Source organism: Gibbsiella dentisursi (genome assembly GCF_039539505.1).
GTDB lineage: Bacteria > Pseudomonadota > Gammaproteobacteria > Enterobacterales > Enterobacteriaceae > Gibbsiella > Gibbsiella quercinecans.
On sequence record NZ_BAABDG010000007.1, the window covers coordinates 501,419 to 517,072 of the forward strand.

Below are 15,654 nucleotides of genomic sequence, written 5' to 3' on the forward strand. Positions count from 1 at the left end.
CCTGCCTACAACTCGACTTATTTTGGGTATAGATCCATTGAAAGGAAATTCGGTAGCTTTTTGTATTTCGTGAGTACAACTGGTAAAGCGCAGCCTACTGTTATTTACATTATCTCCATTTTTTCTCCACGCTTTCCTTATAGCTGGCAGGTAAAGTGCCATACTGTCGGCATCCTTTCAGCTAACACTTGAACGCAGTCCTGATGCGTCTTAAAGATAGAACAAGTCACAACGAGGTTCGCGCTGTATGGCCAATTTTTTTATCGATCGCCCGATTTTTGCCTGGGTTCTGGCAATTATCCTTTGCCTGACTGGCACATTGGCGATTTTTTCGTTGCCGGTTGAACAATATCCCGATCTCGCCCCGCCGAATGTGCGAATCGTGGCAAATTACCCCGGCGCCTCGGCGCAAACGCTGGAAAACACCGTCACCCAGATTATCGAGCAAAACATGACCGGCCTCGATAACCTGATGTATATGGCATCGCAAGGCACCAACACCGGGCAAGCCACCGTCACCCTCACCTTTGAAGCCGGCACCAACCCCAATGAAGCCTTGCAGCAGGTGCAAAACCAGTTGCAAACCGCGCTCAAGCGCCTGCCGCAGGCGGTTCAGGATCAGGGGGTGACCGTTTCAAAAACCGGCGACACCACGCTGATGATGGTGGCGTTCGTCTCCACCGACGGCAGTATGGACCGGCAGGATATCGCCGACTTTATCGTTTCCAACGTGCAGGACCCGCTCAGCCGCGTTAACGGCGTCGGCAGCATCGATGTGTTTGGCTCCCAGTACGCAATGCGCATCTGGCTCGATCCCAACAAGCTCAACAGCTACCAGCTCACCACGCAGGATGTGGTGAGCGCTATCACCTCGCAGAATAGCCAGGTTGCCGTTGGGCAACTGGGCGGCACGCCGGCGGTCGACAACCAGGCGCTTAACGCCACCATCAATGCGCAGTCACAGTTGCAAACCCCGGAGCAGTTCCGCCAGATCACCCTGCGGGTTAACCAGGATGGTTCAATGGTCACGCTGGGGGATGTCGCCACCATTGGCCTGGGCGCTGAAAACTACAACTACCTCAGCCGCTACAACAGCATGCCCGCCGCCGGCATCAACATCAAACTGGCCTCCGGCGCCAATGAAATGCAAACCGATCAAATGGTGAAGGAAAGAATCGCCGCCCTTGAGCCCTACTTTCCCCGCGGGCTAGAGGCCAAAATCGCTTATGAAACCACGCCTTTTGTTAAAGCCTCTATCCGCGATGTGGTGAAAACCCTGCTGGAGGCGGTGCTGCTGGTGTTCCTGGTGATGTACCTGTTCCTGCAAAACTTCCGCGCAACGCTCATCCCGACCATCGCCGTGCCGGTGGTGCTGCTGGGCACCTTCGCCGTGCTTTCCGCATTCGGGTACAGTATCAATACCTTAACCATGTTCGCCGTGGTATTGGCCATCGGCCTGTTGGTGGACGATGCCATCGTGGTGGTGGAAAACGTTGAACGCGTGATGAGCGAAGATGGCTTACCGCCGCGAGAAGCCACCCGTAAATCCATGGCCCAGATACAGGGGGCGCTGGTCGGCATCACCATGGTGCTTTCCGCCGTATTCATCCCGATGGCCTTCTTCGGCGGCACCACCGGGGCGATTTACCGCCAGTTCTCAATTACCATCGTGGCCGCCATGGTGCTCTCGGTGCTGGTGGCGATGATCCTCACCCCGGCACTGTGCGCCACGCTGCTCAAGCCGCACGCTGCGGGCCAACAGCACGGCAAACGCGGCTTCTTCGGCTGGTTTAACCGCATGTTCAACCGCAATACGCTGCGCTACGAGCGCGGCGTGGCGCGCATACTGCACCATAGCCTGCGCTATATGGTGCTTTATCTGCTGTTGCTTGGGGGGATGGCGCTGTTGTTTATCAAACTGCCCACCTCATTCCTGCCGGACGAAGACCGCGGCGTGTTCAGCGTGCAGGTGCAACTGCCGGCAGGTTCCACCCAGCAGCAAACATTGAAGGTTGTCGAAAAAGTTGAACACTATTTCATGACCAAGGAACAGCAGGACGTGGTTTCGGTGTTCGCGATCATCGGCTCCGGCCCCGGCGGCAATGGGCAAAACGTGGCGCGTATGTTTGTGCGCCTCAAGGACTGGAGCGAACGCGGGGCGGAAGGCAGTTCCTTTGCCGTGATCGAGCGTGCGACCAAGGCGCTCAACAGCGTTAAGGAAGCGCGCGTCATTGCCAGCAGCCCACCAGCCATTAACGGGCTGGGGAACTCATCCGGCTTTACCATGGAACTGGAGGATCACGCCGGCCTGGGGCATGCCAAGCTGATGGCAGCGCGCGATCAACTGCTGCAGGCCGCCGGCCAGAACCCACTGCTTTCACGGGTGCGCCATAACGGCCTGGACGATAGCCCGCAGTTGCAAATCAATATCGATCAGCGCAAGGCGCAGGCGCTCGGCGTCAGCATCGATGATATCAACGACACGCTATCCACTGCCTGGGGCTCCACCTACGTCAACGACTTCGTCGATCGCGGGCGGGTGAAACGGGTGTATGTGCAGTCCGCCGCCCCATTCCGCATGCTGCCGGATGACGTTTATAAATGGTACGTGCGCAACAGCACCGGCGGCATGGTGCCGTTCTCCGCCTTTGCCACATCGCACTGGGAGTATGGCTCCCCACGCCTGGAACGCTATAACGGCACCTCATCGCTGGAGATCGTCGGCGAAGCCGCCAGCGGCACCAGCAGCGGCACCGCCATGGCGGAAATGGAGAAGTTGGTCAGCCAACTGCCGGCTGGGTTCGGCCTGGAATGGTCGGCGATGTCGTACCAGGAACGGCTGTCCGGCTCGCAGGCGCCGGCGCTGTATGCGCTCTCTTTGCTGGTGGTGTTCTTGTGCCTAGCCGCATTGTATGAAAGCTGGTCAATCCCGTTTGCGGTGATGCTGGTGGTGCCGCTTGGGGTGATTGGCGCGCTGGTGGCCACTTGGCTGCGCGGGCTGGAAAACGACGTTTACTTCCAGGTGGGGTTATTGACCATCATTGGGCTTTCGGCAAAAAACGCCATTCTGATCGTCGAATTCGCCAACGAACTACACCACAAAGGGAAGGAACTGACGGCGGCGACGCTGGAAGCCTCGCGGATGCGCCTGCGCCCTATTCTGATGACTTCGCTGGCCTTTATTTTCGGCGTTCTGCCGATGGCGCTTAGCCAGGGTGCAGGTTCCGGCAGCCAGCACGCCGTAGGGACCGGCGTCATCGGCGGGATGATTTCCGCCACCGTGCTGGCGATCTTTTTCGTGCCGCTGTTCTTCGTCCTGGTACGCCGCCGTTTCCCGGGCAAACAGGCCGTGCCGCCGTTGGTTGAAAGCAGCGGCGAATAATCGGCATTAAAAAAGCAGCGCCGGTGAAGGTGCTGCTTTTTATTTGAACGGTGACCCGCTCAAGATACTTCATAACATGCCCGCCATACCGCAACGGAGTGGGGGCACAGGTGAGAACGACTCAGTACAGCTTGCCTGGCGATAAACCTAACCCGGTAATCAGTTACCTAACATCTCATCAATGAAGTCTTTCCAGTTACCTAATTCACGATCAACCATGATGCATTTACAACCTCAATTATCACACGCTGCGAATTCTACGCTTATTTTTTGACCAGGTGAAGCTTTTTGGGAACGTTGCCAACCCCTGAATAGCGGGTTGGCGCATATTTTCGGATTAATCGCTAATACCGTCATTCACCCTATGCCCTTCTGCGATCAATTTATCGCTATCACGCAGAACGGATGCTTTTTTTATATGCCTGAAACGCGCGCATAACGCCGATCGGGATCACTGAATCCCGGGGAAAAATCGGCAAATTGTGACCGGTGAGCAACTTTGCCGCATTGCCGGGCAAAACGCAGGCCGCCGCCGGCCTGCGCAGGCGATAGCGCACAGATATCCAGGCCGCTAACGCACTTTGTGGCTGTGGAACTTGTCTTTTATCACGCCGTCAAAAAACCGGCCTTTGGACACCACGGAAAGAAAGGTTTTATAGATACGTTCAGGAACCGCGCTGTATTGGTAAATTCCGTGTTCGCGAAATTCGATTTCCAGCAGGCTGCGTTTTGGGTCATAACCTATAGAAATTATCCGTGATGACGAAACAGGCTGCCGCTTCAATTGCTTTTTCTCCCAGTTTAATTGCCAAAAAGACACTGCCGGCACCTGTTTCACAGGCCGCCAGCCCAAACGCGTTTAATAGATTCATTTTATTGATAGCATTAACAAATTACCCCGTTGCCACAGGGTAATCAACTAAATGCCGGTGTTGTTCCTGTTCATACCCGAAATACTGATCCGAATAGGCAATGCTCCACTTTTGCGCTGCCGCCTCTCCAGCCGGCCACACCGTTTTTTCACAGCGCGGTTCCACGAGAACACCCGCGTTTCTTTGCCTCATATCGGAGAATGCGGTTGAGCGAATCGATGGTATTTGTCGGCCGCTGTTTGCATGGCCCAAATAAGCTATCTGCCTGGTATTGCGCCTGGCTTCAGGCATCAGCCTTGCCAAGCTGTTGGCGGTTATCAGGCATGTTGAGGGGTTTCACCGGTTTAGCGGGCCTTTTCGTCCATAAAAATGGCGCCCCGTTGCTCCCACGCTCCATTGTGGGAGACGGCCGGGTTTATGACATGAAATATTCGGTCAGTTTGTTCGCAATACTATCGATAGAAAACACGCTCTTCTGGCTTGCTTCACGATGTTGACTGTAGCGTTCATCTTTTTGTTCCAGCGCATTCAGTAACCGATCGACAACGATCATCGCACCCGCTATCTCGGAAAAACCGCTTTCGCCGTCGCTGGCGCAAGACACCGCCGCCTGAAGATTCCAGTCGGCCAATTGAGTGAAGGGATGAAACGAGCCACGGCTTAGAGAAATAATCTTGTGGCCCTGCTGCTTGGATTGCACCAGCATTTGCAAAATATCGGCCGAGGCTTCAGAGATATGAATAGCGACCACCACACAGCGTTCCCCTGACGGATTGACGGGCTGAGGCTGACAGAGCCGGTCAATCAGGTTGGCTGATTTCCCCATGCGCATCAAATTAATCTGTAGCAGCATAGCAACGGGTACAGCAACACCCACCGCATAAATAGCGATATGGCTCGCTTCGTGGAGCTTAGTTGCCACTGTATTCAACTCATTGAAGTCAATAATTTTATTGCTATCAAAGATGCTGTCGATAACAGGTTTAAGCTCTGGATCAACGCCTAACAAGGGCTGATTTGCCCCCTGCTCCAGGGCTAAGGCAGTGCGAAAATCGGAAAAGCCTTTAAATCCGGCTGCCCGGCAAAAACGCGTAATACTGCCTTCACTGGTTTCAATAGAATCCGCCAGTTCAGTGATTGTGTGCCTCATCACATAATCAGGATTTTCTGTCACAAATCGACCGACACGCTCCAGGATCGGGCTTAGCCCGCCCATCATATTTCTTATGTTTATCAGTAGATTAAACTCACCTTTATCCATAACCAACCTTTTTACATGGATTTGCAATGGCGATCACACCTTTGCCGTCTCAATTAGAATAAATATTATTTTAACCATAAACAACATAAAAATAATTTTTATTGGAGGTAGAAATGAAAGGTCTCATTGTCTGTCGTACCGGTATGGGCAGTTCCATGATGCTCAAAATTAAAGCACAAAAAATCATCGATAAACACGGCTGGGATATCGACCTCGAGCACGATGTTCTTTCTGGACTGAATACCTACCCCGGTATCGATTTTGTTCTCACGATGAAAGACCTGACCCCGGAAATAGAAGCCGCGGGCTTTCGAGCCATTGGTATCACCGATCTGATGAACAGCGAAGAGATGGAAGCCGCACTAACCCAGCTCATCAATGAGAAAAACAACCCACTTTGATAGGGGGCTACATGGATCTCCTCAAATTTATTGTATTCGACATTCTTGGCGTCACGCCATTACTGGTGGGATTTATTGCACTGATTGGCCTGCTCGTCCAGCGCAAACCCATTGAAAAAGTGCTCTCGGGTACTTTTAAGACCATCGTCGGTTTTTTGGTGTTCGCTGGCGGTGCCGGGTTAGCCGTCACCTCGTTGGGTAACTTCCAGACATTGTTCAGTGATGGTTTTGGCCTCAAGGGAGTGATGCCTCTGGCCGAAGCGTTGACCGGCCTGGCGCAAACCAGGTTTGCCCTGTGCGTTTCGCTTATCATGGTGATCGGCTTTGCCTGGAACCTGATCTTTGCCCGAATCACCCCGTTCAAATATATTTTCCTGACCGGCCAGCATAATTTATACCTGTCCGCCCTGCTGACCGTCACGCTTAAAGCATTGGGCTACAGCGATCTGGTGACCATTTGCGCAGGTTCGATCATTCTGGGTTTGGCCGCTTGTATCTATCCGGCCATAGCCCAGCCCTGGATGCGTAAAATCACTGGGAATGATGAAATTGCGATGGGCCACTACGTCACACTGGCCTACGCCCTGTCAGGCTGGATCGGTTCTAAAGTGGGCGACCCTAAACAGTCGACAGAAAAATTGAATCTGCCGGGCTGGCTGGGTATTTTCAAAGATTACATCGTTTCCGTTTCGATCTCGGTCAGCATCTTTTATTACATCGCCGCATTGAGCGCAGGCAAAGCCGCCGTTACCGCCGCCGCCGGCGGGATGCACTGGCTGGTCTATCCCCTGTTCCAGTCGCTGACCTTTACCGCATCGCTGTACATCATCATCACCGGCGTACGTTTGCTGTTATCCGAAATTGTGCCTGCCTTCCTCGGCATTTCAGAAAAATTCATTCCCGATGCCAAACCGGCCCTTGATTGCCCGGTGGTATTTCCCTACGCCCCGACGGCAACGGTGCTGGGTTTTATCTCCTCCTTTATCGGCGGGCTGGTCGTCATGGGGGCGCTGGCGCTGTTTGGGCAAACCGTCATCATTCCGGTCGCTATCCCCTACTTCTTTATCGGTGCAACGGCGGCCGTATTTGGTAATGCCTCCGGTGGTTGGAAAGGGGCCATCGCAGGCAGCTTCGTCACCGGCATTTTAATCGGCATCGGCCCGGCGCTGATCTACCCCATTATGGAATCCGTTGGGCTATCTGGCACCAGTTTCCCGGAAACCGATTTTGTTGTCCTCGGCCTCATCGTTTACCACATCGGCAAAATGTTGCCCTGATAAGGAGTCACCATGGAAATACAACCGCTCATCGATTACGCCCGTCAGGCGCGGCGCGATATTGTCACCATGATTTATGAGTCAGGCATCGGGCACCCCGGCGGCGCGCTGTCGATTGCCGACATTTTAACCTGGATCTACCACCAAGAAGTGGATTTCTCCCAGCCGTCACGCAGCCGGGTGGTGATGAGCAAGGGACATGCCGTCGCGGCGCAATATGCCCTGTTATATCAGTTCGGTTTTATCCAGCGCGAAGAATTCAGTACCTTCCGTCAGATTAATTCGCGTCTGCAAGGACACCCAAGTATCAAAAGCCTACCGCAGGTAGATGCCACTACCGGTTTACTGGGGCAAGGGTTATCCGTCGCGCTGGGCATGGCGGCGGCTAAACGCCTGAAGGATGAACCACACCGCGTATTTGCGATTGTCGGCGATGGCGAAATGCATGAGGGGCAGATTTGGGAAACCCTGCAACAGGCCAGCCATATGCAAATGGATAACCTGATCGCAATTATCGATTACAACGGTTTCTCATCACACGATCCCGTCAATAACGTGATCAACCTGGAGCCCCTGGCGGATAAAATCCGTTGCTTCGGCTGGCATGTTCTTGAACTGTATGACGGCAACGATATGCGTCAGGTAGCCGATACCTTCCTGCTTGCCCGCCATTTACGCCATAAACCCATCGCCATCATCGCGCACACAGTTAAAGGCAGTGGTATCAGCTATATGGAAAACAACGGCGACTGGCATTCCAAAACCCCGAGCGATACCCAATACCAACAAGCGATGGAGGAACTCAGTGCATGAAAGCGCCAAGAGATGAGATAGGAACCGCCCTGATTGCATTAAAAAACCAAGGTTATCCTTTGGTGGTGATCGACAGCGATCTGGCCAGTTCAACACGCACCGATCAATTTCAAGCGCAATTCCCAAGCCACTTCTTCGAAATGGGGATAGCAGAAGGATCGGCCATGAGTTTCGCCGTGGGCCAGGCACTGGAAGGCCATATCCCCTTTTACGTTAACTTTGCCATGTTTGTCACAGGCACGGCCTGGACGCAGCTACGCCAGGCTTGCTATGCCGGCGCCAATATCAAACTTGTCGGTACGCATCCTGGCATGGACGATGGCCCCGATGGCGCCTCGCACCACGCACTGGAAGATCTTGCCCTTACGCGGGTGCTGCCGGGCCTTACGGTGCTTTCACCCGCCGACGCAGAAGAAGTGATCGGGGCATTTGAACAAGCCATTGCGATCAAAGGCCCGGTCTATATTCGTGTCGCCCGCGAACCCATGCCGGTACGTGATAAAACCGACGTACCACGCGTCACGGATATCGCAGCCATTGAGAATAGCGGTGATGACTTCGCCATTTTGTACGAAGGTACCAGCCTGGAACAAGCTGTCGCAGGTTATCAGGCTCTGCTGGCGGAAGGGAAAAAGGGCAAGTTAATCCACGTTGCTTGCCTCAAGCCTTTCAATGAACAACGATTCTACCAATTAGTTGAAAATGTAGGTGTAGTGGCCACCATTGAAAATCATACCGTTAATGGCGGGCTGGGTGGGTTAATCGCCGAAATGCTGGTAAAACACCGTCTAAACCCACGGATTGTGCGCTTAGGTACGCAGGATACCTTTACCGAATCGGGTAATAGCCGTGAGTTAAAGGCGAAATACAGTATCAGCGGCGAACAATTACACTCACAAATAAGTCGTTTAATCGGATAGACCCCAGGCCGGAATCCTCCGGCCTTTCACTTTTGCGGAGGAATATATACATGTCGCCCCCCGAGTTTACAGGCTATCGATTTGTCTATGAATGTGCCGGCTGGCAACAGGCTATCCACCTTTGCGGCCAACCCCTGATCGACGCAGAATTGATCACGACAGACTATCTGGATGCAATTATTACCGAAACGCTCGCCACCGGCCCCTACTACATCATCAGCCCAGGGTTCGCCCTGGCACACGCCCGCCCGGAACAGGGCGTTCTGACAAACCAGACCTGCTTTTCTCTATTACGGCTCACCCAGCCGGTGCTATTCAATAACGACGAGCCGGTGTCACTTATCATTATTCTGGCCGCAGGTGATGGGCAACAACATACCGATGCGATAACTCGGTTACTCACATGGCTCGATAATGGGCGGCTAGAACAAATCCTACAAATACGCAGCCAACGGGAACTGGATGCGCAGTTAAGCGAATAAACGGTATGGGAAAACTATTCTGCTTTTCACGGTCTTTCGAAAGCCACGCAAAGGCGAATATGCTTACATTAAAAACATCACTGCAACGTATTTAAGTCATGACCATCGTATCGTTGTCTGGATCTGGCCCTGGTTTTCCCGCATTATCTCTCCCATCGCCGAGCAGCATCGTTTTCTTGCGGCTTTGCCGCCGGTTGCTCAGTCCTTATTCGACGATAATTTAGGTAGCATTTTCGCCATGGCAGACAAACCACAACCAACATCGCTTACCCTCTACGGCATCAAAAATTGCGACACCATCAAAAAAGCGCGCCGCTGGCTGGAAGAACAGGGCGTAGCCTATCGATTCCACGATTACCGCACCGACGGGCTGGATGAGCCTCTGCTGCGTGATTTTGTCGCACGCCTCGGCTGGCAACCGTTGCTCAACACCCGCGGCACCACCTGGCGCAAACTGGACGAAACGCAGCGCAACGCCTGCGATAACGCCGACGCGGCCATCGCCCTAATGCTGGCTCAGCCGGCCATCATCAAGCGCCCGTTGCTGGACGACGGCCACGGCCATGCCCTGCTCGGGTTCAGCGCTGATGCTTACCAGCAATATCTTTCCGAGGTAAAATCATGACCTGCCCTGTTATCGAGCTGGCGCAACAGTTAATCAAGCGCCCGTCCCTGAGCCCGCGCGACGAAGGCTGCCAGGCCATCATGATCGAACGCCTGCAGGCCATTGGCTTTACCGTTGAACCGATGGACATCGAAGATACCCAGAACTTCTGGGCCTGGCGCGGCGAAGGCCAAACGCTGGCGTTCGCCGGCCATACCGATGTGGTGCCAAGCGGCGATGAAAGCCTGTGGGCACACCCGCCGTTTGATCCCACCATCCGCGACGGCATGCTGTACGGCCGCGGCGCTGCGGATATGAAAGGATCGCTGGCCGCCATGGTGGTCGCCGCCGAACGCTTTGTCGCCGCACACCCCAATCACCAGGGGCGGCTGGCGTTTTTGATCACCTCTGACGAAGAAGCCAACGGCACCCACGGCACGGTCAAGGTTGTCGAAACCCTGATGGCGCGCAACGAGCGCCTGGATTACTGCCTGGTGGGCGAGCCTTCCAGCACCGAGCACGTCGGCGACGTGGTTAAAAACGGGCGCCGCGGCTCCATCACCGCCAACCTGCGCATCCACGGTATTCAGGGGCACGTCGCCTACCCGCACCTGGCGGATAACCCGGTGCACCGCGCCATGCCGGCGCTCAATGAGCTGGTGGCCACCGAATGGGATCAGGGCAACGCCTTCTTCCCGCCCACCAGCATGCAGATCGCCAATATTCAGGCCGGCACCGGCAGCAACAACGTGATCCCGGGTGAACTGTTCGTGCAGTTCAACTTCCGTTTCAGCACCGAACTGACCGATACCCAGATCAAACAACAGGTGGAAGAACTGTTGGAACGCCACAAACTGAACTACAGTATTGATTGGCGCCTGTCTGGCCAGCCCTTCCTCACTACACGTGGTGCGCTGGTGGATGCAGTGGTAAACGCGGTTGAGCACTATGCCGAACGCACACCGCAGTTGCTGACCAACGGCGGAACCTCCGACGGGCGGTTCATTGCCCGGATGGGCGCACAGGTTGTGGAACTGGGGCCGGTTAACGCCACCATCCACAAAGTTAACGAATGCGTCAACGCAGCTGACCTTCAACTGCTGAGCCGCATGTATCAGCGTATTATGGAGCAGTTGATCGCATGATCACCCCAGAGATGCTCACCGGGCGCAGCACCGGGCATCTGGCGCCCCTGGTGGGCAACCATCGCCTGCAGCCGCAGGCGGTCGCCGCCTTTTGCGCCATGCAGCAGGCGGCCCAGGCCGCCGGTTTTGATCTACAACCGGCCAGCACCTTCCGTGATTTTGAACGCCAGCGGGCCATCTGGAACGGCAAGTTCCGTGGCGAACGCCCGGTGCTGGATCACAACAGCCAGCCGATCGACATCACGCCCCTTTCCGATGCCGAACGCTGCGAAGCCATCTTGCGCTGGTCTGCGCTGCCGGGCGCCAGCCGCCATCACTGGGGCAGCGATCTGGATATCTATTCCCCGGCGCTGTTGCCGGCAGGCCAAAAGCTGCAACTGGAACCCTGGGAATACCTGCAGGGCGGCTACTTTTACCCGCTCACCTGCTGGCTTTCGGAAAACATGACCGACTTCGGTTTCTACCGGCCGTTCAGCGGCGAAGGCAGCGGCGTGGCGATGGAGCCCTGGCACCTAAGCTACCGCCCATTGGCGCAGCAGGCCGAACATTTGCTGACGCCGGCACTGCTGCTGGCCGCCTGGCAAGATAGCGACGTCGCCGGTGCTGGCTGGCTGGCGCGCCACTTGCCCTCCATTTTTGCGCGTTTTATACGCCCTGAAGAGAAGAAATAACTATGCACTGGTTAGCTGATTACTGGTGGATCATTCTGCTGATCCTGGCGGGGATGATCATCAGCGGGATAAAAGAACTGCGCCGCGTCGACGTAAAAAGCTATTTGGCCAATAAACCGACCTTGCCGCCGCACCGCGATAACAATGCGAAGTGGGACGACGACGAAGACGATCAACCAAAGAAAAAACCCTAACCCGGAGCGCCGCGCTTGCCCGGCGGCGCCCTTTCTCTATGTAAAAAGAAGTCGACTTCTCAAAAGATTGCCTCTAGATTTAACTCTGATTGGTTAATGTGATGATAATCACACTCCCAGCAGTTAAAACGGTCTGGATCCAGACGGGGGTTCATCCAACCAACTCACCCACCACGGTAACGGTTCTCGCAATGGCGTCGGCACATGGATGCCAGATAATTTCAGATTTCAAAATTCTGAGGCTCGAGCTATGGCTATTAATATTGCGCTAAACCACGTGACCGAATACCGCTATGACCGCCGCATCAATCTGGGTCCCCAAGTCATACGCCTGCGCCCCGCTGCACACTGCCGCACGCCCATCCTGGCATACTCGCTGAAAGTGATCCCGGAAACGCACTTTATCAACTGGCAGCAGGATCCCAACGGGAACTACCTGGCCCGGCTGGTGTTTCCGGAACCCACCGAGCATTTCCGGGTAGAAGTGGATATGCGGGTTGAAATGTCGGTGATTAACCCGTTCGATTTCTTCCTTGAGCCGCAGGCTGAGCAGATCCCATTCAACTATTCCGCCGAACAAAAAATCGAGCTGGCGCCCTATCTGCAATGCCAGCCGCTCACGCCAACGCTGGAAAGCTACCTGAGCACTATCCCCAAAGCGCCGCAGCGCAGCGCCGAATTCCTGGTGGCGCTCAACCAACAGTTGCAGAATCACATCGGTTACACCATCCGTATGGCGCCCGGGGTGCAAACGCCGGAAGAAACCCTGACCCTGCGCAGCGGCTCCTGCCGCGATTCCGCCTGGCTGCTGGTGCAGATCCTGCGCAACCTGGGCCTGGCCGCCCGCTTTGTTTCCGGCTATCTGTTGCAACTGACGCCGGATGTGAAATCGCTCGACGGCCCTTCCGGCCCGGAGGCAGACTTTACCGATCTGCACGCCTGGACCGAGGTTTATCTGCCCGGCGCCGGCTGGATCGGGCTGGATCCGACCTCGGGGCTGTTTGCCGGCGAGGGGCACATCCCGCTGGCCTGCACGCCGGAACCGTCCAGCGCCGCGCCAATCAGCGGCCTTCTGGATGAATGCGAGTGCGAATTTGAACACCGGATGGAGATTACCCGCGTCGATGAAGTGCCGCGGGTGACCAAACCCTACAGCGAAGCACAGTGGCAGGCGATCAACGCGCTCGGCTACCAGATCGACAGCGATTTGCAGGCCAACGATGTGCAGTTGACCATGGGCGGCGAACCGACTTTCGTCGCCGTTGACGATCCCGACGGCGCCGAATGGAATACCGATGCGCTGGGGCCGACCAAGCGCCTGCGCGCCGCGGAACTGTTTCAGCGTATGCGCGAACACTATGCGCCTGGCGGGCTGGTGCACTTTGGCCAGGGGAAATGGTACCCCGGCGAACAGTTGCCGCGCTGGTCGCTCAACTGCTTCTGGCGCCGGGACGGCCAACCGATCGCGGTGCCGGCCATGTTCGCTGACGAAACCCAGGATTATGGCGTCACGCCGGCGCTGGCCGTCGATTTCTTACAGCGTGTCGCCCACTATCTGGACGTTGACGGCAGCCATATTTTCCCGGCCTATGAAGACACCTTCTATTACCTGTGGCGTGAGCGCAAACTACCGGCCAATGTCGATCCCTTTGATTCACGCCTGGACGATCCGCTGGAGCGCGCGCGCCTGCGCAACGTGTTCGAACGGGGCCTGGATGCGGTGATCGGCCACGTGTTGCCGCTGGCTAAGGAAGAAAGCCGGCCTTGGCGCAGCGGCCCGTGGTTCCTGCGCGAAGAGCGCTGTTACCTGCTGCCGGGGGATTCGCCGCTGGGCTACCGCCTGCCGCTGGATTCGCTGCCCTGGGTACAGAAAAGCGATTATCCGTACATTCACAGCGCCGATCCGCACCAACCGTTCCCGCCATTGCCGGCCTACCAACAGTTGCGCCAGCAATACCGCGAGAGCACGCCAGCCGCCGCCGAACCACAGCCGCCCAGCCCGCGCCCGGCGTTGCACCAGTCGGCCGATGGCCTGGCCCGCACGGCGCTGTGCGCAGAGCCGCGCAACGGCATTCTGTATCTGTTTATGCCGCCCACCCGCGCGCTGGAAGATTACCTGCAACTGGTGGAAGCCATCGAAGCCACCTCACTGGCGCTGGGTATCCCAGTGGTGCTGGAAGGCTATGAACCACCGGGCGATCCGCGCCTGACCAACTTCCGCATCACCCCCGATCCCGGCGTGATCGAAGTGAATATCCAGCCGGCCGCCAACTGGAGCGAACTGGTGGAGCAAACCACCTTCCTGTATGAGGCGGCGCACCAGTCGCGCCTGACGACGGAAAAATTCATGCTCGACGGCCGCCATACCGGCACCGGCGGCGGCAATCATATGGTGATGGGCGGCGCCACCCCGGCACAAAGTCCGTTCCTGCGCCGCCCGGATCTGCTGCGCAGCCTGATTGGCTTCTGGCATAACCATCCGTCGCTGTCCTACCTGTTCTCGGGGCTGTTCATCGGCCCTACCAGCCAGGCGCCGCGGATTGATGAAGCGCGCAACGATTCCGTATATGAAATGGAAATCGCCTTCAGCCGCTTCCCACAGCCCGAAGAAGCCTCGCCGCCGTGGCTGATCGACCGCCTGCTGCGCAACCTGTTGATCGACGCCGCCGGCAACACCCACCGGGCCGAGTTCTGTATTGATAAACTCTACTCGCCGGATGGGCCAAGCGGCCGCCTGGGCCTGCTGGAGCTGCGTGCCTTTGAAATGCCGCCGCATGCAAGAATGTCGCTGGCGCAACAGTTGCTGCTGCGTGCGCTGCTGGCCCGTTTCTGGCAGCAGCCCTATCAGCCGCAACGGCTGCGCCGCTGGGGCACCGAACTGCACGATCGCTTTATGCTGCCCCATTTTGTGCGGCAGGACTTTAACGATGTGCTGAGCGAACTGGGCGAATTTGGCTACGCATTCGATCCGGGCTGGTTTGATGCCCACTTCGCCTTCCGCTTCCCGCAGCACGGCGGATTCTGCGCCGATGGCGTTCAGGTGCAAATCAGCCATGCACTGGAACCGTGGCATGTGATGGGTGAAGAAGGTGCAATCGGCGGCACCGTGCGCTATGTTGATTCATCGGTTGAACGGCTGCAGATCAAAGTGACCGGGCTCAACGACGATCGCCACCTGATCACCGTTAACGGCCAGCCGGTGCCGTTACAGCCCACCGGCAACGTCGGCGAAGCGGTCGGCGCGGTGCGCTACCGGGCCTGGCAACCTGCGGCCTGCCTGCATCCGACCATCGGCGTGCAAGCGCCGCTGACTATCGAACTGGTGGACAACTGGATGCAACGTTCGCTCGGCGGCTGCCAGTATCACGTCGCACACCCGGGCGGGCGCAATTACGATAGCCACCCCGTTAACACCTATGAAGCAGAAGCCCGCAGGCTGGCGCGTTTCTTGCAGATGGGTCATACGCCAGGAAAAATGACGGTTGAACCGCAGCCGCGCAACCCGAACTTCCCGTTCACGCTCGATTTGCGCTGGCATTAATGCCGCCGCCAGCCGAAACCGGGAACAGGTCGGCTGGCGGCAATCAGGCGTTGCCTGGTGCAAAAGCCTAAGGAAAACGGGAAAGTAACCT

Annotated in this window: 14 protein-coding genes; 11 read left to right on the forward strand and 3 right to left on the reverse strand. The window is 56.4% G+C overall.

Features of this window, described 5'->3' with window-relative positions; all coding sequences use genetic code 11:
* Positions 1-247 precede the first annotated feature (247 nt).
* The gene (acrD, locus tag ABFX35_RS16520; RefSeq protein WP_346082207.1) at positions 248-3,382 is read left to right on the forward strand and encodes a multidrug efflux RND transporter permease AcrD; all 3,135 of its coding nucleotides are present in this window, start codon (positions 248-250) and stop codon (positions 3,380-3,382) included.
* A 159-nt stretch (positions 3,383-3,541) separates the two neighbouring features.
* Here the strand turns inward: acrD and ypfM are convergent, their stop codons facing one another.
* The 3 genes from ypfM to ABFX35_RS16535 all read right to left on the reverse strand — a co-directional run bounded on the left by ypfM (position 3,542) and on the right by ABFX35_RS16535 (position 5,515).
* Complete coding sequence (gene ypfM, locus ABFX35_RS16525; RefSeq protein WP_100396732.1) at positions 3,542-3,601, reverse strand: protein YpfM; 60 nt, start codon at positions 3,599-3,601, stop codon at positions 3,542-3,544.
* A 352-nt stretch (positions 3,602-3,953) separates the two neighbouring features.
* The gene (locus ABFX35_RS16530) at positions 3,954-4,166 is read right to left on the reverse strand and encodes a KTSC domain-containing protein (protein WP_346082386.1); all 213 of its coding nucleotides are present in this window, start codon (positions 4,164-4,166) and stop codon (positions 3,954-3,956) included.
* A gap of 503 nt (positions 4,167-4,669) precedes the next feature.
* On the reverse strand, positions 4,670-5,515 hold the full coding sequence (locus tag ABFX35_RS16535) for a MurR/RpiR family transcriptional regulator (RefSeq protein ID WP_346082208.1): 846 nt from the start codon (positions 5,513-5,515) through the stop codon (positions 4,670-4,672).
* A 113-nt stretch (positions 5,516-5,628) separates the two neighbouring features.
* Between ABFX35_RS16535 and ABFX35_RS16540 the strand changes: the two genes are divergently transcribed.
* The 10 genes from ABFX35_RS16540 (at position 5,629) to ABFX35_RS16585 (ending at position 15,563) form a co-directional block, all read left to right on the forward strand.
* Entirely contained in the window at positions 5,629-5,916 is a 288-nt protein-coding gene (locus tag ABFX35_RS16540) for a PTS sugar transporter subunit IIB (RefSeq protein ID WP_346082209.1), read from the forward strand.
* Positions 5,917-5,927: 11 nt separating this feature from the next.
* On the forward strand, positions 5,928-7,193 hold the full coding sequence (gene ulaA / locus ABFX35_RS16545; RefSeq protein WP_346082210.1) for a PTS ascorbate transporter subunit IIC: 1,266 nt from the start codon (positions 5,928-5,930) through the stop codon (positions 7,191-7,193).
* A gap of 12 nt (positions 7,194-7,205) precedes the next feature.
* Positions 7,206-8,006 carry a transketolase gene (locus ABFX35_RS16550; protein ID WP_346082211.1) on the forward strand — a complete coding sequence of 267 codons (801 nt, stop codon included), beginning with the start codon at positions 7,206-7,208 and terminating at the stop codon, positions 8,004-8,006.
* Positions 8,003-8,926: a transketolase family protein gene (locus tag ABFX35_RS16555; RefSeq protein ID WP_346082212.1), complete on the forward strand. Its 924-nt coding sequence runs from the start codon at positions 8,003-8,005 to the stop codon at positions 8,924-8,926. The genes ABFX35_RS16550 and ABFX35_RS16555 overlap by 4 nt, the downstream gene beginning before the upstream one ends.
* A gap of 50 nt (positions 8,927-8,976) precedes the next feature.
* Complete coding sequence (locus tag ABFX35_RS16560; RefSeq protein WP_346082213.1) at positions 8,977-9,408, forward strand: PTS sugar transporter subunit IIA; 432 nt, start codon at positions 8,977-8,979, stop codon at positions 9,406-9,408.
* A gap of 238 nt (positions 9,409-9,646) precedes the next feature.
* Entirely contained in the window at positions 9,647-10,033 is a 387-nt protein-coding gene (locus ABFX35_RS16565) for an ArsC family reductase (protein ID WP_346082214.1), read from the forward strand.
* On the forward strand, positions 10,030-11,157 hold the full coding sequence (gene dapE, locus ABFX35_RS16570) for a succinyl-diaminopimelate desuccinylase (protein WP_279024040.1): 1,128 nt from the start codon (positions 10,030-10,032) through the stop codon (positions 11,155-11,157). The genes ABFX35_RS16565 and dapE overlap by 4 nt, the downstream gene beginning before the upstream one ends.
* Positions 11,154-11,828, forward strand: coding sequence for a M15 family metallopeptidase (locus tag ABFX35_RS16575; protein WP_279024038.1), 675 nt, complete (start codon positions 11,154-11,156; stop codon positions 11,826-11,828). The genes dapE and ABFX35_RS16575 overlap by 4 nt, the downstream gene beginning before the upstream one ends.
* A 2-nt stretch (positions 11,829-11,830) precedes the next feature.
* Entirely contained in the window at positions 11,831-12,022 is a 192-nt protein-coding gene (locus tag ABFX35_RS16580) for a YpfN family protein (RefSeq protein ID WP_095847781.1), read from the forward strand.
* 250 nt (positions 12,023-12,272) lie between these two features.
* Entirely contained in the window at positions 12,273-15,563 is a 3,291-nt protein-coding gene (locus tag ABFX35_RS16585) for a transglutaminase family protein (protein WP_346082215.1), read from the forward strand.
* The last annotated feature ends 91 nt before the right edge of the window (positions 15,564-15,654 follow it).

Coding starts and splice junctions, on each gene's coding strand:
- acrD (WP_346082207.1), top strand. CDS start 248: ATGGCCAATTTTTTTATCGATCGCCCGATTTTTGCCTGGGTTCTGGCA.
- ABFX35_RS16535 (WP_346082208.1), bottom strand. CDS start 5,515: ATGGATAAAGGTGAGTTTAATCTACTGATAAACATAAGAAATATGATG.
- ABFX35_RS16540 (WP_346082209.1), top strand. CDS start 5,629: ATGAAAGGTCTCATTGTCTGTCGTACCGGTATGGGCAGTTCCATGATG.
- ulaA (WP_346082210.1), top strand. CDS start 5,928: ATGGATCTCCTCAAATTTATTGTATTCGACATTCTTGGCGTCACGCCA.
- ABFX35_RS16550 (WP_346082211.1), top strand. CDS start 7,206: ATGGAAATACAACCGCTCATCGATTACGCCCGTCAGGCGCGGCGCGAT.
- ABFX35_RS16555 (WP_346082212.1), top strand. CDS start 8,003: ATGAAAGCGCCAAGAGATGAGATAGGAACCGCCCTGATTGCATTAAAA.
- ABFX35_RS16560 (WP_346082213.1), top strand. CDS start 8,977: ATGTCGCCCCCCGAGTTTACAGGCTATCGATTTGTCTATGAATGTGCC.
- ABFX35_RS16565 (WP_346082214.1), top strand. CDS start 9,647: ATGGCAGACAAACCACAACCAACATCGCTTACCCTCTACGGCATCAAA.
- dapE (WP_279024040.1), top strand. CDS start 10,030: ATGACCTGCCCTGTTATCGAGCTGGCGCAACAGTTAATCAAGCGCCCG.
- ABFX35_RS16575 (WP_279024038.1), top strand. CDS start 11,154: ATGATCACCCCAGAGATGCTCACCGGGCGCAGCACCGGGCATCTGGCG.
- ABFX35_RS16580 (WP_095847781.1), top strand. CDS start 11,831: ATGCACTGGTTAGCTGATTACTGGTGGATCATTCTGCTGATCCTGGCG.
- ABFX35_RS16585 (WP_346082215.1), top strand. CDS start 12,273: ATGGCTATTAATATTGCGCTAAACCACGTGACCGAATACCGCTATGAC.